16 protein-coding genes are annotated in these 18,959 nt (G+C 64.9%); 10 read left to right on the plus strand and 6 right to left on the minus strand.

Annotation, left to right across the window (positions count from 1 at the left end; all coding sequences use genetic code 11):
• Window position 1: 1 nt before the first annotated feature.
• A complete protein-coding gene (locus ACODS0_RS12540; protein ID WP_228894678.1) occupies window positions 2-1,543 on the plus strand; it encodes an ATP-binding protein in 1,542 nt (513 codons plus the stop codon).
• 103 nt (window positions 1,544-1,646) lie between these two features.
• Here the strand turns inward: ACODS0_RS12540 and gudD are convergent, their stop codons facing one another.
• Together gudD and ACODS0_RS12550 are read right to left on the minus strand one after the other, a co-directional pair.
• Window positions 1,647-2,999 (minus strand): glucarate dehydratase, encoded by a 1,353-nt coding sequence (gudD, locus tag ACODS0_RS12545; RefSeq protein ID WP_488835287.1) that lies wholly within the window; start codon window positions 2,997-2,999, stop codon window positions 1,647-1,649.
• A 50-nt stretch (window positions 3,000-3,049) separates the two neighbouring features.
• Window positions 3,050-4,024, minus strand: a complete 975-nt coding sequence (locus tag ACODS0_RS12550) for a Bug family tripartite tricarboxylate transporter substrate binding protein (RefSeq protein ID WP_121506869.1) — start codon at window positions 4,022-4,024, stop codon at window positions 3,050-3,052.
• A 364-nt stretch (window positions 4,025-4,388) separates the two neighbouring features.
• Here ACODS0_RS12550 and ACODS0_RS12555 point away from each other — a divergent pair, with 364 nt between their 5' ends.
• From ACODS0_RS12555 to ACODS0_RS12570, 4 genes are all read left to right on the plus strand, one after another.
• On the plus strand, window positions 4,389-4,943 hold the full coding sequence (locus tag ACODS0_RS12555; RefSeq protein WP_488835290.1) for a hypothetical protein: 555 nt from the start codon (window positions 4,389-4,391) through the stop codon (window positions 4,941-4,943).
• A 541-nt stretch (window positions 4,944-5,484) separates the two neighbouring features.
• A complete protein-coding gene (locus ACODS0_RS12560) occupies window positions 5,485-5,736 on the plus strand; it encodes a hypothetical protein (RefSeq protein WP_055393637.1) in 252 nt (83 codons plus the stop codon).
• Between the two features lie 107 nt (window positions 5,737-5,843).
• Window positions 5,844-6,887 carry a LacI family DNA-binding transcriptional regulator gene (locus ACODS0_RS12565; protein WP_488835292.1) on the plus strand — a complete coding sequence of 348 codons (1,044 nt, stop codon included), beginning with the start codon at window positions 5,844-5,846 and terminating at the stop codon, window positions 6,885-6,887.
• Between the two features lie 86 nt (window positions 6,888-6,973).
• A complete protein-coding gene (locus tag ACODS0_RS12570) occupies window positions 6,974-8,128 on the plus strand; it encodes a GntR family transcriptional regulator (protein WP_488835294.1) in 1,155 nt (384 codons plus the stop codon).
• On the opposite strand, the gene ACODS0_RS12575 is transcribed toward ACODS0_RS12570, so the two are convergent.
• On the minus strand, window positions 8,129-9,478 hold the full coding sequence (locus ACODS0_RS12575) for a class-II fumarase/aspartase family protein (RefSeq protein ID WP_488835297.1): 1,350 nt from the start codon (window positions 9,476-9,478) through the stop codon (window positions 8,129-8,131).
• Between the two features lie 210 nt (window positions 9,479-9,688).
• On the opposite strand from ACODS0_RS12575, the gene ACODS0_RS12580 reads away from it, so the two are divergent.
• Window positions 9,689-10,729 (plus strand): porin, encoded by a 1,041-nt coding sequence (locus tag ACODS0_RS12580; protein ID WP_488835299.1) that lies wholly within the window; start codon window positions 9,689-9,691, stop codon window positions 10,727-10,729.
• Window positions 10,730-10,743: 14 nt separating this feature from the next.
• Complete coding sequence (locus ACODS0_RS12585; protein ID WP_431152614.1) at window positions 10,744-11,739, plus strand: Bug family tripartite tricarboxylate transporter substrate binding protein; 996 nt, start codon at window positions 10,744-10,746, stop codon at window positions 11,737-11,739.
• A 213-nt stretch (window positions 11,740-11,952) separates the two neighbouring features.
• Here ACODS0_RS12585 and ispF read toward each other — a convergent pair whose 3' ends face one another.
• Window positions 11,953-12,432: a 2-C-methyl-D-erythritol 2,4-cyclodiphosphate synthase gene (gene ispF, locus ACODS0_RS12590; protein ID WP_055393645.1), complete on the minus strand. Its 480-nt coding sequence runs from the start codon at window positions 12,430-12,432 to the stop codon at window positions 11,953-11,955.
• Window positions 12,433-12,541: 109 nt separating this feature from the next.
• The gene (locus ACODS0_RS12595; RefSeq protein ID WP_228894664.1) at window positions 12,542-13,456 is read right to left on the minus strand and encodes an IspD/TarI family cytidylyltransferase; all 915 of its coding nucleotides are present in this window, start codon (window positions 13,454-13,456) and stop codon (window positions 12,542-12,544) included.
• Window positions 13,457-13,552: 96 nt separating this feature from the next.
• Here ACODS0_RS12595 and mfd point away from each other — a divergent pair, with 96 nt between their 5' ends.
• The 3 genes from mfd to ACODS0_RS12610 all read left to right on the plus strand — a co-directional run bounded on the left by mfd (window position 13,553) and on the right by ACODS0_RS12610 (window position 18,033).
• A complete protein-coding gene (mfd, locus tag ACODS0_RS12600) occupies window positions 13,553-17,017 on the plus strand; it encodes a transcription-repair coupling factor (protein ID WP_488835302.1) in 3,465 nt (1,154 codons plus the stop codon).
• Between the two features lie 73 nt (window positions 17,018-17,090).
• Window positions 17,091-17,750 (plus strand): hypothetical protein, encoded by a 660-nt coding sequence (locus tag ACODS0_RS12605; protein ID WP_228894658.1) that lies wholly within the window; start codon window positions 17,091-17,093, stop codon window positions 17,748-17,750.
• Window positions 17,751-17,844: 94 nt separating this feature from the next.
• On the plus strand, window positions 17,845-18,033 hold the full coding sequence (locus ACODS0_RS12610) for a DUF3149 domain-containing protein (RefSeq protein WP_228894656.1): 189 nt from the start codon (window positions 17,845-17,847) through the stop codon (window positions 18,031-18,033).
• Window positions 18,034-18,507: 474 nt separating this feature from the next.
• Here the strand turns inward: ACODS0_RS12610 and ACODS0_RS12615 are convergent, their stop codons facing one another.
• On the minus strand, window positions 18,508-18,726 hold the full coding sequence (locus tag ACODS0_RS12615; RefSeq protein WP_055400951.1) for a hypothetical protein: 219 nt from the start codon (window positions 18,724-18,726) through the stop codon (window positions 18,508-18,510).
• Window positions 18,727-18,959 lie beyond the last annotated feature (233 nt).

An 18,959-nucleotide genomic window follows, 5' to 3' on the forward strand; every position in this document is an offset into this window, starting at 1 on the left:
TATGCACAATTCCGACGGCAATTCGAGGTCGAGATCTTCATCATCGGTCCGGCAGTCCGTGACCGCTTCCCCCGACGCCACCAGCCCCGCCCCCCTGGAGTCCTTGCGACAGGCCCGGGAGCAGCGGGCGCGTGTGGGCCTCAATCTCTTCTGGCGCACTTTCTTCCTGCTGGCGCTGCTGTTGGTGGGGAGCATTCTGGCGTGGCTGCAGACCCTGCGGGCGCTGGAGTTCGAGCCGCGCACCCTGCACACCGCGCAGCAGATCGCATCCCTGGTCAACCTGAGCCGCGCAGCGCTGGTGCATTCCGACGCCATTGCTCGTGTGTCGCTCATCAAGACCATGGCCGACCAGGAAGGCGTGCGCATCCTGCCGCGCGAGCCGCGCGACAAGTTCGAGCTTCTGGAGGGCACGGCCCTGGGCAACCGCCTGACCGACGAACTCACCCAGCGCCTGGGGCCCGACACCATCGTGGCGCAGAACGTGAATGGGGAAACCGGCCTGTGGGTCGGCTTCAACATCAATGGCGACCCCAACTGGCTGCTGATGGACCGCTCGCGCTTCAGCCCGGCGGGCGGCCGTACCTGGCTGATCTGGCTGATCACAGCAGGGGCGTTGTCCTTGGCCGGTGCGGCGGCCATTGCGCGGCTGATCAACCGGCCTCTCAAGCAACTCTCCTACGCGGCCAACCGCGTCAAGGACGGCGACTTCGCAGCGAGCCACCTCGACGAAGAAGTGGTGACCAGCGAAATCCGCGAAGTGAACATCGGCTTCAACCGCATGGCGCAAAAATTGGCCAAGCTGGAGCAGGACCGCGCCGTGATGCTGGCGGGCATTTCGCACGACCTGCGCACGCCGCTGGCGCGCCTGCGGCTGGAAACCGAGATGAGCGTGACCGATGAAGTGGCCCGCGAGCACATGGTGGCAGACATCGTGCAGCTCGACGCCACGATCGACAAGTTCCTCGACTACGCTCGGCCGGACCATGTCACGCTGACACCGGTCAACCTGCATGCCGTGGTGTCGTCCTGCGTCTATGCCGTGCAAGACCATCGCGAACTGCAGATCACGATGTCCGTGCCCGAAGACCTCAACGTGCTGGCCGACGAAGTGGAACTGGCCCGCGTGATCTCCAACCTGCTCGAAAACGCGCGGCGCTACGGCAAGGCCGAGGACACCGGTATCACCAACGTGGACATTGCCGCCAAAGGCCGTGAGAACTGGGTGCTGGTCAAACTGCGCGACCATGGCCCCGGCGTGCCACCCGAGCAGTTGTCGAATCTGACCAAGCCCTTCTTTCGCGGTGACTCTGCGCGCACCGCAGCGGCAGGCGCGGGGCTGGGGCTCTCCATCGTGGACAAAACCGTGCAGCGCATGGGCGGCATCTTTGCACTGGCCAACTCCAGCACCGGCGGCCTGGTAGCCCACCTGCAGTTGCAGCGGGCCACTGATCTGCCCGAGGGTGCAGACCCCAAGCAGCGGCTGCAGCGCCCGTCCGTCAAACGCCAGCTGCCGCGGCGTCGCGCCGAAGACCGGATGGCGTGATCGCCCCGCACTGCCCCATGTACAAAGCTCTCACCTGGAGGGCTTTGTTTTTGGCGCATCCTCTCGGCATCCGAAGGTGGCGGCGACCAGACCGCAAGAGCCCTCAGCGCACCATGCAGGGCGCCTTGTTGTTGAACTTCCAGCCTGGGATCAGGAACTGCATGGCAACTGCGTCGTCGCGTGCGCCCAGGCCATGCTGCAAGTACAGGCGGTGGGCACGCTCGACCTCGTCCATGTCCAGCTCCACGCCCAGGCCGGGCTTCTTGGGCAGCTGGATGAAGCCGTCCTTGATCTGGAACGGTTCCTTCGTCAGCCGCTCACCGTCCTGCCAGATCCAGTGCGTATCAATCGCCGTCACGCGGCCAGGGGCGGCGGCGCCCACGTGGGTGAACATGGCCAGCGAGACGTCGAAATGGTTGTTCGAGTGCGAACCCCAGGTCAGGCCGAAGGCCTGGCACATCTGCGCCACGCGGACCGACCCGGCCATGGTCCAGAAGTGCGGGTCGGCCAGCGGGATGTCCACCGACTGCAGGGCCAGGCTGTGCGCCATTTCGCGCCAGTCGGTGGCCACCATGTTGGTGGCGGTGGGCAAGCCCGTGGCGCGGCGAAATTCCACCATCACCTCGCGGCCCGAAAACACGCCTTCGGCACCGCAGGGGTCTTCGGCATAGGCCATCACGCCGTGCAGATCACGCGTGAGGCGAATCGCATCTTTCAGCAACCAGCCGCCATTGGGGTCCAGCGTGACGCGCGCTTCGGGAAAGCGCTCATGCAGCGCGCGGATGGCCTCGACCTCTTCCTCGCCGCGCAGCACGCCGCCCTTGAGCTTGAAGTCGGCAAAGCCATAGCGCTCGTACGCCGCCTCGGCCAGGCGCACGATGCCGTCGGCCGACATCGCCTTCTCGTTGCGCAGGCGGAACCAGTCGTTGTCGGCACCGGGCTCGGTGCGGTAGGCCAGGTCGGTCTTTTCGCGGTCGCCCACGTAGAACAGGTATCCCAGCATCTGCACCGCCTCGCGCTGCACGCCGTCGCCCAGCAGCGCGGCCACGGGCACGTTCAGGTGCTGGCCCAGCAGGTCCAGGAAGGCGGACTCCACGGCCGTGACGGCGTGGATGGTGATGCGCAGGTCAAAGGTTTGCAGGCCGCGTCCGCCTGCATCGCGGTCGGCAAACTGCGCGCGCATGGCGTTGAGCACGGCGTTGTGGTGCCCGATGGGGCGGCCCATGATCAGCGATCGCGCGTCCTCGATGGTCTGGCGAATCTTCTCACCGCCGGGCACCTCACCCACCCCGGTGTTGCCCGCGCTGTCGCGCAGGATGATCAGGTTGCGCGTGAAGAAGGGGCCGTGTGCGCCGCTCAGGTTCATGAGCATGCTGTCGTGGCCCGCCACGGGCACCACGCGCAGCTCGGTGACAACGGGGGTACTGGCGACGGAAGGGATGGAGGAGGTGGTCATGGTGGTCTGGAAACGAAGATGGGGCGGGCAAAGGCGCCCCGTGACAAGGCTCAATCGGCAGTGATTTTTCGGGTTTCGATGACGGTCTTCCAGCGCGCGAATTCGCGCGCCTGGTAGGCAGTGAAGGCTTCGGGCGTGCTGGCCACGATCTCCAGGCCCTGGTCGAGCATGCGCTTCTTCACGGCGGGGTCGTTCATGGCGGCGATGGCTGCGTCCGAAAGCTTCTTCTTCACGGCGGCGGGCAGGCCCTTGGGCGCGGCCATGCCCTGCCACGAGTAGACCTCGGCACCGGCCACGCCAGCCTCGGCCAAGGTGGGCACGTCGGGCAGCACGGGGCTGCGCTTGTCGCCGGTGACGGCAATCGCGTGCAGCTTGCCCGCCCGGATGTGCTGCAGCACGGCGTTCACGTTCTGGAACGAGAACTCCACCTGCCCGCCCAGCAGGTCGTTGATGGCCGGTGCGCCGCCCTTGTAAGGGATGTGCAGGCCTTCGGTGCCGCTCTGCTGCCAAAAGACCTCGGCCGAGAGGTGGTCCGACGAGCCGTTGCCCGAGCTTGCAAAGCTCACCTTGCCAGGATTGGCCTTGAGCTGGGCAATCACCTCTTGCACGGTGCGCGCCTTCTGATTGGGGGCAGCCACCAGCACGTTGGGTGCCTGCACGGGCACGGTGATGTAGTCAAAGTCCTTGAGGGCGTCGTACGGCACGCTTTTGAGCAGGTGCGGCGCCACCACAAACGCACCGAGCGACGACACCAGCAGCGTGTAGCCGTCGGGTGCGGCGCGCTTCACCGCACCGGCCCCCAGCGTGCCCGTGGCACCGGGGCGGTTGTCCACCACGAAGTTCTGGCCCAGCTTGTCGCCCATGTGCTGCGCCATGGCGCGGGCCACCATGTCGGTGGAGCCCCCTGCCGGAAAAGGCACGACGACGGTGACTGGTTTTTCGGGCCAGGGGGTGGCGGCGGTCTGGGCCGATGCAGCCAGAGCGATGGTGCAGGTACTGGCAATCAGCAGCAGTTTCTTGAACATGGGGAGGTCTCCTGAACAGTTGTGGAAGGGCCTTCTACGGGGCCTTGGTTGGGGAAAGTGAACCGGGGTGTGCCCAGGTTGACGACGAGCTGGCACCAACGTGAACATCCGCTCACCAAAAGTAAGAGGTCATACAAGCAGCTATTCATTCAATCAACCCTGATTCAAGCCTCAAACACCTTATTAACAGGCGCATTCTGAATGCCTGGATGGGCAAATGTTAACGTTAACAGTCGCATTAAAGACTATGGAAAACCCTTAGTCATAGGACCACCAACCCATTGATGGGAAAAGCGCTTGTAAGCCCCGGAGCGTTTGGCCTGCAGTCTGCGTTACGCTAGGCATCCACCCGCCTAGCCAGCCCATGAGCATCCAAACACAGTTCTCTCTTCTCAGATTGCAGGGCGAGCCTCTGCCACAGGACCTTGCAGCCCTTCTCCATCACCAGGAAGAGCTGCAACGCCGCACCGGCGTCTGTATGGGCACAGCGGCCGACTGGGCCCCCTGGTTGGACACCAGCGACCTGAGCGAAGCCGAGCGGGCCGACCCCGAGATTGCTGCGAACCTTCGGGCCATCGCCGAGGTCTGCCGCCATATTGCTTTTGTGGTGGCCGATGATGAAGGCAATTACTTTGGCTACTGGCGCGGGCCGTCGTCAACACCCATTGCCGACAGTGTGGTGGTGCAACTGAGCAACGAAGCGCAGTTCTCGGTGTGCGGAACCGCGAACATCGCGGGAGCCATCCTGACCCAGTGTTGCTACGGCGGAACGTTCGACGAGACCCGCCAATGGTTTCTGCGCCTGGGGCTGACCGCCCTGCCCGCCTACCCCTATGACCTCGGCAATCCGCAGGTCACGCCCTCCCCGGCAGCCTTGCACGAGCAGCTTTTCAAGGCATATCTACCTGAGGCTGGGTAACTACACGCCCTACTTCGCTTATCAGCGAAAAGGCGGAACCGGTAGCAGCGGTATCAGCGGACCGCGCTTCTTTGAACCTGTGGCCCTCAGCCAAAGCCATCTGCGCCCACTGTGCAAAAAAAAAGAGGCTCGCGGCCCATCGCACCCGGGTGGGTGTACACAGCATCGCAGCTTGCCGCCGTCCAGATGGTTGCGCTCGCGCGCGTGGATTTCCAGCCTGCGTAATGGACTGTAATCGCTTACACCCAACCCGCTCGATATTCTGAAGTCGTGCTGTTGAGGAAGACCTGCATAACCCTTGCGAGGCGGTGGTCGTGCGGATCGGGATGGGGCACAAGGCGTCTTTTCTTGCCAATAGCCGCGCTATTGACAAGAAAAGCAATGCAGTGGACCGCCCGAGACCGCGCCATCACAGACCGCAGGGAGTTGTGCAGGTCATCCTCAAGGGCCTCTTTTTCAAAGGCCCTGCAGTACACAAGAGTCAATGCAATTGCATTTGACTGCTGTCTCCGCATTACTTATTCACTTTCAAGGAAGCACCATGCCCAGCACTCTCTCTACCGGCTTTGGCCAGACAGGCATTTTGGCAAACAGCCCCAACAACTACGACACCCTGCAACCTGGCCAGTACCGCCTCACCAACGTGACGCTCGTTCCTGGCATCCCGGTATTCAGCACAGAGGAAATCTACAAGTTGAGCAACGGCGCTGGCACGCCCGATATTTCGGTCAAATTTCAGTCAATGATTGGACATGCTGCCGGGGCTATCGTTATCAACGTGTACGCCATCTAGCAGGACTGGTTCGGCGGGCGCCCCATAGGATGGACTGCTGGGCAGTTTCTGACCAACAGCGAGGCGCCCGTCCTGAGGAATCATCGCTTCGTGGATAGACTCGGCGGATGCCGCCCCCTCCCCCAAGCACCCTGCCAGAGACACCGGAACCTATTCGCAACCGACCGGTGGTGACGTTGCGTGAAGTGGCTGAGCAGGCGGGGGTGTCCATGATCACCGTCTCTCGCGCCATCAACACGCCCAGCCAGGTGTCCGAGCCCACACGCATTCGGGTACAGGCAGCCATCTCCAGCCTGGGCTATGTGCCCAACCTCATTGCGGGGGGCTTGCGCTCGGCGCGCAGCCACCTGGTCACGGCCCTCGTGCCCACCACCACGGGGCAGCTGTTCGGCGAGATGGTCCAATCGCTCACCGACGCGCTGGAATTGCGCGGCTACCAGGTGATGTTGGGCCAGGTGGGCTATGCACATTCGCGCGAAGACGAACTGCTGCGCGCCATCGTGGGCCGCAGGCCCGACGGCATTGTGCTCACTGGCATCATGCATTCGCCCCAAGGGCGGCGGCTGCTGCAGGCCTCTGGCATCCCTGTGGTGGAGACCTGGGACTTCACCCCCAACCCCATCGACATGCTGGTCGGGCTGTCGCACGAACAACTGGGCGCCGCCGTGTGCAAGCACCTGCATGCCAAAGGTCGGCGCCGGCTGGCGCTGCTCAGCGGCGACGATGAGCGCGCCGCGCGGCGGCGAAAAGGCTTTTATGCCGAAGCGGGCCGACTGGGCTTGCGAGAGCCCGCCCTGCAGTTGGAGAAATCCCCCACCTCCCACACCGAAGGGCGTGCGGGTCTGGCGGCCTTGCTGGCCGCCCAGCCAGACATCGATGCCGTGTTCTGCAGCTCCGACATGCTGGCCTTGGGGGTCCTCACCGAGGCGCGGGCGCGCGCCATGGCGGTCCCCGACCAGTTGGCCGTCGTCGGTTTCGGAGACATCGAGTTCGCCCAGACCGTGATCCCCAGCCTCACGACCGTGCGCATCGACGGCACGCGCATGGGCCAGACGGCGGCAGGCTTCATTGCCGACCGCGCGGAGGGAAAGACCGTGGCAGAGCCGGTGGTGGATATCGGCTTTTCGATCATGGAGCGCGAGAGCGCATAGCGGGTAGCCCGGCACCTCCAGAGATCCAGGCCGTACGCATCGGCATGTCTCTACAGGCCAATACCGTTCAATTTGTGGTGTATTGTATGAACACCATGCGCAGCAGCCCCTCGCCAGATCTCGAGCAATTCCTGGAACAACTCGCCCACGAAGCCCGCCCGGGCGACCGACTCCCCACCATCCGCGAATTGATGAAGCGCTTTGGCGCATCGCAAATGCTGGTTCAGCGGGCTTTCCAAGGCCTCAAGGAAAAGGGGCTGATTGATGCCCAGGTGGGTCGGGGCACCTACTTCCTGGGCGCAGGTTCGCAACCTGTGACGACGACTGAAACGAGTCCCTTACCGAGCAAAATCCCGCATCCCAAAGCCCCTGCGGCAGTCACCTCCACTGTGAAATCGGTGCTGCTGCTGCGCCGCTCCATCAGCATTGCGCGCGGGCGCGTGCTGATCGAAAGTCTGCAGCACCGCCTGGCGGCCGACGGGCACCGGGTGCTGGAGCTGTCGTACAACGACCCGGACCATGCGCTCACGGTGCTCAAGGGCCTGCCGCGCTTCGATGCCTGCGTGGTGCAATCCACCTTCAAGGCCATTCCCATCGCCCTTCTGGCGGCTCTGCGCGACAAGTGCGACGTGCTGGCCGTGGACGGGGCGGCGCTGGTGGGTGCCGACGTCGAGGCCGTGGGCACCGAGTGGGGCGAGCCGCTGGCAGCCGCCATTGCCCTGCTGATGGAGCAAGGCCACCGGCGCATTGCCTACGCATGCACCTCGCACCCCTTTCTGGCCACTCAGCTCGGGCGTCGGCGCTTTAAGTATTTGCAAGCGACGCTGTCCGATGTGGTGCTGCAGGAAATCACGCTGGACATGCTGCCGCACGAGGACTACACCGCCCGACTGGTGGAACAGATCCAGGTCCGCGCGAAGGGCGCCGACAGCGCGAGCGCTTTGCCCTTTACAGCCCTGGTGGCCTGGGGCATCGAGGATGGCGCCCTCTTCCAGCGCCTGCTGGCCCACAGCGGGATTTCGGTGCCCGCGCAGCTGAGCGTGGTATTGCTCGGCCGCACGGACCTGGCCAGCGAACATGCGGACTTTTTCGAGGTGATCGGTTGCAGCGTGGCTGACCAGGTCGATGCCCTGCACCGCGCCATCACGGCGCGCTGGGCTGACGCAGGGACACCCTACGGCGTGCACCTGACGCCGGTCACGCACCGTGCGGGCACATCGGTAGCAGCCCCTGCGCGGTAGCTATGGCTCCACGCAGCCGGGTGCCACGCGCGCCACGGTGTCCACCACGAGCCGCGCCGATTCGCCGACATAGGCTTGTGCATCCAGCGCCTGCAGCAAGTCATCCGGCAAGGCACCGCCATTGAACGGCGGCTGTGCGCGGATCGCGTCGATGAAAGGCACGCCCTCAGACTGCGAGCGCTGCGCCGCCGCGTAGAGCAGGCGATGCGCCTCATGCCGGCCCATAAGGCGGGTGAGCCGCATCATCACAGCCTCAGAGGCGATCAACCCCCGCGTCATTGCGAGGTTGCGGGACATTGCCTGCGGGTTGACCGCCAGGCCTTGCGCCAGCCGCGCCAGCGTCTCGGCCACCGAGGTGGCGATGATGGCGATCTCGGGCAGCAGCGTATCGGCCACGTTGGTGGCCGATGAGTCACCCTCGTCCATGCGCACCATGGTCTCCAGCGCGGCCTGGGTGCGCGTACGCAGCATGCGCGCCAGACTGACCAGCAGCAGTGCCAAGGAAGGGTTGCGCTTTTGCGCCATGGTGGAACTGCCCACCTTCCCGATGTGAAAGGCTTCCGCCACTTCACCGACCTCGGTGCGCTGCAGGAAGACCACGTCCTGCGCGATCTTCTGTGCCGTGCCCGCCAGGAGGCCCAGTGCGGCCAGATAGTCGCTGGCCCGGTCATAGGACGACCGCAGCGGCATGTCGGCCGACAGCAGGCCCAGTTGCTGCGCCATCAGCGCCTGCACTGCGGGCCCGAGCGGCCCGGTGGCAGCAAAGGTGCCGATGGCGCCCCCCATGCTGGCTGGAAACGAGGAGGCAAGCCGCTCGGCAAGGCGACGGCGGCCACGGTCCAGTTCATCGACCCAGCCCGCGATCTTGAAGCCCAGGGTCATCGGTAACGCGTGCTGGCCATGCGTGCGACCTGCCATGGGCGTGGCCTGGTGCTCCAACGCCAGCGCGGCCAATGCTGCTATGGCGGCATCCAGGTGCCCTGCCAGCAGCCTGTGGGTTCGCACCATCTGCAGTGCGCTGGCCGTGTCGAAGATGTTCTGCGTGGTCGCGCCCCAGTGGATGAAGCCAGCCGCAGGCTCACCGCACAGCTCCTCGAACCGGTGGAGCACTGGCACCAGCGGGTGTTGTGCGAAAGCGATGGCCTTTGCCAAATGCGGCAGGTCGAACAGTTCTGCCCGAGCATGGGCAGCGATCACCGGTGCCACTTCGGCAGGTATCACGCCCAGCCCGGCCTGGGCGTGGGCCAAGGCCGCCTCCACGTCCAGCCAGGCCTGCAGAGTGGCCGAATCGCTCCAGATGGCCTTGGCAGGTGCACTGAACCAGTGACCCGTGATGAAAGATTCGAACATACCGATCGCCATGTGTGCTCCATCCATACAACTACGGGTATATCCGTAGATTGTGTTGTATTGCGTTGTCCATCGAGGGCAAGCCGCATTCCAAACGCCAAGTGCCAGCGAATTTGCGACCACCCACTGATTGCATTGTATTGCATTAAGAAAATTCAATACATACAATTCACATGCAACCGCCAAACCACAATCCACGGAGACAAATCCATGACACGGCATTTCCTGGCAAGCACGGCTTGCCCAACCTCTTCAGCGCCCTACTCCGCACTTGTGTGCGTCGCCTTGGCCAGCCTCGGGGCCTGCGGTACAGCGCAGGCCCAGTCCTCGCTGACCATTTATGGCATCGTCGACCAGGGCCTGGCCCGTGCCAATGGGGGCACAACCCCCGGCGCCCTGCTACCCGGGCGCGGCGTGGCGCCGCGGGTCTGGACCATGAAGGCCGGCAACACGTCGCGCCTGGGGTTCATGGGCCGCGAGGACATGGGCGGCGGTCTCTACTCGCGCTTTCAGATCGAGCACCGCTTTGCCGCTGACACGGGCGCGCCAAGCAATCCCAGCATCTACTGGCTGGGCCGCTCGGTGGTGGCAGTAGGCAGCAAGCAGTGGGGCGAGGTGTATGCGGGGCGCGAATACTCGGCTGCCTACACAGTGGCTCTCAACGCAGACCCCACCTATTGGAGCTACGTGAGCCAGTTGGGCTCTGCCTACACCTATGCCAACTACACGCCAGTGGCGGCTCCCGCAGAAGCATCCAACATCCGTTGGGCAAACGCCGTAGGCTACAAATCGCCCGTGATCTCTGGCGTGAGCATGGAGATTGCAGGCGCTTTTGGCGAAGGAGTGCGCAGCAACGCCACCTCGGGCAACCTGCAGTACAAGAACGGGCCTGTATGGGTGGGCGCTGCGTTCGATCGGCTTGACTCCAGCACCCACCTGGCTCTGGTGGCAGGCGGGTACGACTTCGGCATGGTTCACACCAAGGCCAGCTACAGCCGCGCCAAAGGCGGGGTCAATGGCGATGCCACGGCCTACAGCGTGTCGGCCATGGTGCCGCTGAGTTTTGGTCGTACCTACCTCATGGTTGGGCACCTGAAACCCGCCACCCAACTCGATTCGCAGATGATCGGCGCTGGTCTTCAGTACGACCTGAGCAAACGCACATTGCTCTACACCAACCTCGGCACCGCCAAGCGCGACGGCCTCACACGCACCACAGCCATCGACTTTGGCGTGAAGCACACGTTCTGAACAGGAGTCACCATATGCAACGCAGACAACTCCTCCGTCAGGCCGCCGCGATGACAGTTCTGAGCACGGGCACTCTTATCACGCACACCGCGCAGGCGCAGAGCGACAGCGGAAATACCAAACCCATCTCACTGATCGTGGGCTATTCCGCTGGCGGAAGCGCAGATCTTGTCGCGCGCATTGTTGCGACCGAGCTGGGCAAGCGCCTAGGCCGTACCGTCATCATCGAGAACGTGGCGGGCGCCAGCGGCATGCTGGCCGCACAGCGGGTGCTCAACGGACCGGCCGATGGCAGTCTGATCTACATGGGAGGCACCGACACAGTGGTCGTGCCCATGGTCAACCCCAAGGTCAAGCTCGACTGGGAGAATGATTTCATTCCGGTGGGGCGCATGACCACCGTCCCGATGATCTTTGCCGTGCGCAAGGCGTCTCCCTACGCCAACCTGCAAGATCTTGTCGCCGCGCTGCGCAAGGGTGGCAAGGACAGCATCAACTTCGCCACGCCAGGCATCGGGACGATGCAGCACCTGTACGGCGCGCTGATCAACAAGCAGGCGAAGGTGTCCATGCTGCACGTGCCCTACCGAGGTGGCACCCACATCACCAACGACCTGGTCGGCGGACAGGTGGACAGCGCCATGTTGGTGCTCTCCACGGCCATGCCATTTCTCAAGGACGGCAAGATCAGAGCGCTGTCGGTCTCCGACACCGCACGGGTGCAGCAGCTGCCTGACGTCAAGCGCATTGGAGAGGAGGAGGGGTTCTCCGGCATGGCACTGCCATTGTGGCAAGGCCTCTTCATGAAGGCGGGCACGCCCGCCGCGACTGTGAACGCCGCCGACAAGGCACTGCAGGAAGCGCTTGCGCAATCCGAGCTGCGGCAGAAGCTGCAGGAAGCAGGCATTACGGTCGCCCCCTTGAACGGTCCTGAATTCAAGACATTCATCAAACCGCAGGCGAAGCTGTACCGCGATATCGTGACGACATCCCAGATCACGATGGAGTGAAGTCGCGCGGCAAGCGCGGCAGAACCATGGGGCCCAGCGCAGCCCCCAACGCTCTTTTTGCTCTGGATACCGGATTGCGAAGTGTGTGGCCCTCTCCTGGTGGTTCAGGCCCCACACTCCTCGCAGCGCGGGCAAGACAGGCATCCCCCCGGACGGGGGATGCCGCGCAGGCTACGAACAGACAATGCCGCCCGGGCCGGTCGGCGCAAAAATTCAGGACGCATAGATCAGCGCCGCCGCCCGAGCTTCCATCGCCAGCCCCTGCCCCACGGGCCCCAGGCGCTCGGCCGTCTTGGCTTTCACATTGACTTGCCCCTCAGCGATGCCCACGGCCCGTGCAATGGCGGCACGCATGCCGGGAATGTGCGCCGCCAGTCGCGGAGCTTGCGCGATCACGGTGCTGTCGATGTTGCCGATCTCGTAGCCCGCCGCACGCACGCGCCGCGCTGCTTCGGCCAGCAACACGCCGGAGTCGGCACCGCGAAAGGCAGCGTCGGTGTCGGGGAAATGGCTGCCAATGTCGCCCAGGGCAGCTGCGCCCAGCAGCGCATCGGTGATGGCGTGCAGCAGCACATCGGCGTCCGAGTGGCCCAGCAGCCCCGTGGGGTGGGCAATGTCCACGCCACCAATCACCAGCCGACGACCGGGCACCAGGGCGTGCACGTCCCAACCTTCACCAATCCTGAAATTCATCCGCTTGCCTTTGTTGTTGCTTGCCTTGCGGCGTTGTATTGCCTTGCGCCCCCGCCGCACTCATCCACGGCGCCGTGAGGCCGGGGTTAAAGCACTGAAGGAAACGGTTCTAGAACAGATTCTTTTTGCCCGGTGCGGTGGTCACCTGGCCACGGTCGCCCCCAAAACGCTCCAGCGTCGTGCCGTGCGCACGCGCAGCCAGTACGGCCGCCGCCAGCGCAAAATCGTCCGGGTAGGTGACCTTGAAGTTCTGCGCCCCACCTGGCACCAGGCGCGGGTGCAGGCCCATGGCCTCCATGGCGCTGGCCTCGTCGGTCACGTTGGAACCCACCTTGTCGATGGCATCCATGAGGGGGCCGATGCGGAACATCTGCGGCGTCTGGGCCAGCCACTTGTCGCTGCGATCCACCGTGGAGGCCACACGCACGCCGCCGGGGCCGTCGATGGAGGTCTTGAGCGTGTCGGCCAGCTTGTGCGCCAGCAGGCCCCCGACACTGTCGCCAGCGCACTGGTCGATGAGGGAGTCGATCTGCTCGGACGTGACCAGGCAACGCGCGGCATCGTGCACCAGCACCCAGTCATCCGGCTGCGCGCCCCGTTCCAGCAGCGCCTTGAGGCCGCCCAGCACCGTATCGGCCCGCGTAGGGCCGCCACACTCCACCACAAAAAAGGTGGGGTGCGCATGCGTGTCCAAAAACCGGTCCCCGGGGGCCACCGCGACCAGGGTGCCCAGCAGCCGCCCTACACCGGCAAAGGCCGCGAGCGTGTGCAGCACCATCGGTTGGCCCGCCACCAGGTGGTACTGCTTGGGCAAAGGGGCTGTGGGCGGGGGCGCCGCAACTTCCACAGCCGAAAACGCAGCCACGGTCGAGGTCGATGGCGCAGCATTGCCGGAGGCGGACGCGGGGGCAGCAGCGCCCGCCGCAACAGCCCGCAAGCCCATTCCGGCACAGGGCACCAGCGCCCAGAATCGCCCATGGGCAGACAAAGGGGCGAGCGGGGGTTGGAGCAAGGGAGCAATCATGAAGCGCTCATTCTAAAATCCTCCGTTGCCCTCCGATCCAGCCCGTGCGTGTTTCGCGCCCCTGGGGATGCGGTGGGCCCAGACGACACCGTCCGCATGGAACTGCCCAAACTCTCCCCCGGAAAACGTTTCACCCTGCCCCGCCCCGTGGGCAGCGCCGATTCCCTTCTACTGGCCCGTCTGGCCGAACGTGACAAGGCAGGGGGCCGCACCACCGCCATCGTCACGGCCGACGCCACCGATGCGCAGCGGCTCATCGACGAGATGGCCTTTTTTGCGCCGGGCCTGCGCTGCGCGCTGTTCCCGGACTGGGAGACGCTGCCCTACGACACCTTCTCGCCGCACCAGGACCTGATCAGCGAGCGGCTGGCCACGCTGTGGCGCATCTCCCAGGGTGAAGCCGACGTGGTGCTGGTGCCTGCCACCACAGCGCTGTACCGCCTCGCGCCGCCCTCCTTCCTGGCGGGCTATACCTTCCACTTCAAGGTCAAGCAAAAGCTCGATGAAGCCAAGTTCAAGGCCCAGCTCACGCTGGCAGGCTACAGCCACGTGTCCCAGGTGGTCAGCCCTGGCGAATACGCGGTGCGCGGCGGGCTGATCGACCTGTTCCCCATGGGCTCGCTGGTGCCCTACCGCGTGGATCTGTTCGACAACGAGATCGACAGCATCCGCACCTTCGATCCCGACAGCCAGCGCAGCCTGTACCCCGTGCCCGAGGTTCGCCTGCTGCCCGGCCGCGAGTTCCCCATGGACGACGAGGCGCGCGCCAAGTTCCGCAGCCGCTGGCGCGAAATGCTTGAGGGCGACCCGACCAAGAGCCGCATCTACAAGGACATGGGCGCCGGCGTGGCCACCGCCGGCATCGAGTACTACCTGCCGCTGTTCTTCGACGACACCGCCACCGTGTTCGACTACCTGGGCGGCGAAGCCACCGTGGTGCTGCACGGCGACCTGGAGCCCGCCTTCCAGCGCTTCTGGCAGGACACGAAAGACCGCTTCCGCCTGGTGCAGGGCGACCCCGAGCGCCCGGTGCTGCCACCCGAGGCGCTGTTCCTGTCGGCCGACCAGTTCTACACGCGCGCCAAGGAGCATGCGCAGCTGTCCATCCGCCCCGGCGTGGAGGACATTGCCGACAACCCGCACTTCCACAAGCTCGGCGACCTGTCGGTGGTGCGTGGTGCCGAGGACCCGCTGGCCCGTCTGCACGCCCACATCCGCAACACGCAACACCGCGTGCTGCTACTGGCTGAGAGCGATGGCCGGCGCGAGAGCCTGCTCGACTTTCTGCGCGCCAGCGGGGTGAACCCACCGGCCTTCGACTCGCTGGCCGAATTCCAGGGCACGGCCGACGAAAAGGTGGGCATTGCCACCGCAGGCCTCACCGTGGGCTTCAGCTGGATCGAGGACGGCATCGACTTCGTCACCGAGACCGAGCTCTTCGCCGCCGGCCCCACCACGCGCCGGCGCAAGAAGCAGGAGCAGGTGAGCGACGTCGAGGCGCTGATCAAGGACCTGGCCGAGCTCAACGTAGGTGACCCCGTGGTGCACAGCGCGCACGGCATCGGCCGCTACCGCGGCCTGGTCAACATGGACGTGGGCAACAAGAACCCCGACGGCACGCCCGCCATGCAGGAGTTTCTGCACCTGGAATACGCCGACAAGGCCGTGCTCTACGTGCCCGTGAGCCAGCTGCAGCTGATCAGCCGCTACACCGGCGTGAGCGCCGACGAAGCGCCGCTGCACAAGCTGGGCAGCGGCCAGTGGGAAAAGGCCAAGCGCAAGGCCGCCGAGCAGGTGCGCGACAGCGCGGCCGAGCTGCTCAACATCTACGCCCGCCGCGCCGCGCGCGAAGGCCACGCCTTCCGCTACAGCCCGCAGGACTACGAGACCTTTGCCAACGACTTCGGCTTCGAGGAGACGGCCGACCAGAACGCCGCCATCCACGCCGTGATCCAGGACATGATCAGCCCCCGCCCCATGGACCGCCTGGTCTGCGGCGACGTGGGCTTTGGCAAGACCGAGGTGGCGCTGCGCGCGGCCTTTGTGGCCGTCACAGGCGGCAAGCAGGTGGCCTTTCTTGCGCCCACCACGCTGCTGGCCGAGCAGCACTACCAGACGCTGGTGGACCGCTTCAGCAAATGGCCGGTGAAGGTGGCCGAGGTCTCGCGATTCCGTTCCGGCAAGGAGATCACCTCGGCCATCAAGGGCATCGGCGACGGCACGGTGGACATCGTGGTGGGCACGCACAAGCTGCTCAGTGAATCCACCAAGTTCCACAACCTGGGCCTCTTGATCATCGACGAGGAGCACCGCTTCGGCGTGCGCCACAAGGAGCAGATGAAGGCCCTGCGCGCCGAGGTGGACGTGCTCACGCTCACGGCCACGCCCATCCCCCGCACGCTGGGCATGGCGCTCGAAGGGCTGCGCGACCTCTCGGTCATCGCCACCGCGCCGCAGCGACGCCTGGCGATCAAGACCTTTGTGCGCAACGAGGGCACGGGCGTGATCCGCGAGGCCGTGCTGCGCGAACTCAAGCGCGGCGGCCAGGTCTACTTCCTGCACAACGAGGTGGAGACCATCGAGAACCGCCGCCAGAAGCTCGAAGAGATACTGCCCGAGGCCCGCATCGCCGTGGCCCACGGCCAGATGCCCGAGCGCGAACTGGAGCGCGTGATGCGCGACTTCGTGGCCCAGCGCTACAACATCCTCCTGTGCTCGACCATTATCGAGACCGGGATCGACGTGCCCACCGCCAACACCATCATCATGAGCCGCGCCGACAAGTTCGGCCTGGCGCAGCTGCACCAGCTGCGCGGGCGCGTGGGCCGAAGCCACCACCAGGCGTACGCCTACCTCATGGTGCCCGACGTGGAAGGACTGACCAAGCAAGCGCAGCAGCGGCTTGAAGCCATCCAGCAGATGGAAGAACTGGGCAGCGGCTTCTACCTGGCCATGCACGACCTGGAGATCCGCGGCGCGGGCGAGGTGCTGGGCGAGAACCAGAGCGGCAACATGCTGGAGGTGGGCTTTCAGCTGTACAACGAGATGCTCAACGAAGCCGTCAAGGCGCTCAAGGCCGGCAAGGAGCCGGACCTGCTCAGCCCCCTGTCCGTCACCACCGACATCAACCTGCACGCCCCCGCCCTGCTGCCCGACGACTACTGCGGCGACGTGCACCTGCGCCTGTCGTTCTACAAGAAGCTGGCCACGGCCAAGAACCCCGACCAGATCGACGGCCTGCTCGAAGAGATCGTGGACCGATTCGGCAAGCTGCCGCCGCAGGCCCAGACCCTCATCGACGTGCACCGCCTGCGCGTGCTGAGCCAGCCCTACGGCGTGGTCAAGGTGGATGCGGCCCCTGGCGTCATCAACATCACCTTCAAGCCCCAGCCGCCCATCGACCCGATGCGCATCATCGAGCTGATCCAGAAAAACAAGCACATCAAGCTGGCGGGCAACGAGAAGCTGCGCATCGAGCGCGAGCTGAAAGAACCCAAGGACCGGGCACAGATGGTGCGGGACATCTTGCGCAGCCTGGGGCAGCCACTGGTGGTTGCTTGATTTTTAATGAAATTGGCCTCTAGCGCTTATCTGGAAAGCGCTAGTAGCTATTAATAGCATAGCGAACAGAACCATGTGGCTGGAAGCCGCCCTCGCCCTCGTCGCTCTGGTTACCGCTCTGGCGGCCCGTCCCTGGCGCATGCTGGCCAACCGCAAGCCTCTGGCACACGAGACGCAGGGCGCGCCGTCTGCGCTGTGGACGCCACTGCTCGCCACGCTGGTCTTCCTGCCCTGGCTGTGGGCCCTGCCCACACTGCACGCCATGCCGCTGCAGCTGCAATGGTCGGGCGCCTGCCTGGTGGTGCTGATGCTGGGCTGGCCGCTGGCGATCCCGGTGCTGATGGGCGTGGGCATCGTGGCCTGCCTGATCTCCCCAGCGATGGCCTGGGCCGATGCGCTGGGTGCCACGGTGTGGCTGGGCGTGGTGCCCGCCACGCTGGGGCTGGGCCTGGGTGCGCTGCTGCGGCGCTACACGGGCACCAAACCGTTTGTCTATGTGCTGGGCCGTGCGTTTCTGGGCACCGTGGTCTGTGTGTTTGCAGCGGGCGTCCTGTCGCAGTGGAGCGGCCACCTGCTGCCCGGCGTGGGCGATGAGCTGTCGCTGGTGGCGCGCTGGCTGATGGCCTGGGGCGATGGGTTTGTCACCGGCATGCTCGCGGCGATTTTTGTGGCCTTCAAGCCCGAGTGGCTGGCCACATGGTCGGACCGGCTGTACTTGCCCCGGCCGGACTGAGCCTCGGCTGCTGCAGCGATGGTTGACACAGCGCAAGGGGTATCCGCCTTTGCAGCGCGATAGTGGACATCACACCAACAAGGAGTGCCCCACCATGAAGCTGCTGAACGATCTTTTCTCTACCGACTACGGGCTGATGAGCATCATTGGCATCGGGTTCATGCTGTGCATGGCCGCGTTTTTCCTGCGCATGTTCCTGGTCAAGATGAACGAACCACCTACGCCCAACCCCGCCACCGCCGGGCGCACGGGCAACGGCAAGAGCCTGCCGCCTTCGCGCTGATCCGGCCCGCACGGTCTGAGCGCCGTAGCCCGGCACGGGGAAGCCGAGGAGGCGATGCGATTGCGGGCTGTAGCCCTTAAAAAACCGCTCCCACGTTCTGCCATGGTCCACGGCCCGTTGCCGCCAAACTCCAGCGCGCAGTGCATGCCGCCCTTTTCGACCCGGACACCCAAGCCAAGCTTGCCGCCAGCGGCACAAGCGTCTTAGAACCTGTTCAAAATCTTTTCGGGGATCGCATTGGAGTGCAATCGGGATGAGTGGAAGCTTCGGATGCGCCGCATGGGCTCGTGCCCATGCAAGCAGCCGGGGCGTCCAATCACCCGATTTCACTCCAACCCTTCGGGCAAGTGCCTTGCCGGGCGGTCCGCGGCGTTGCGGCGCTTGCCAATAGCCGGGCTATTGGCTGCACCCCGCGCCTTGCATCCCATCCCGGCAAGGTACTCGTGCGACCCTGAAAAGATCTTGAACAGGTTCTTAGCCCAGCGCCAGACTGTCCGCATCGAACGACGGTGGTCGCAAAAGGTCCTCGTCGATGCCCATCACTTTGCTGGCGCGCTCCAGGGCCTGCCACAGGGGCGCAGGCATCTGCAGTATTTCTTCGGGAGAGGCTGACTGCGCAATCCATGCGCTGATGTCAACGTGCTGCTCGGCGGTGAGCAAGTCCAGGTGCAGCATTTCGTCAATGGTCTTCATCGGTGGTCTATCGGTAGCGGGTCTTGGTAGCGAGGGCACCTGCTGGTGCTGGGAAGTGGAAGCCCAAGGCTACCTGACAACCATCAACATGCGGCCGAGAGCGCCAATATCAACCGGGGCACGCCGAGCCCCCGGCGCTCGGGAAACGCGACCATCCAGCCCTGATCATGAAAGAACCTGGCCACCGGGCTGGTCACCGTGGCGCTGAACCTGGTAGCTTCATTGCCGATGGT

The organism is Acidovorax sp. FG60 (assembly GCF_057808995.1).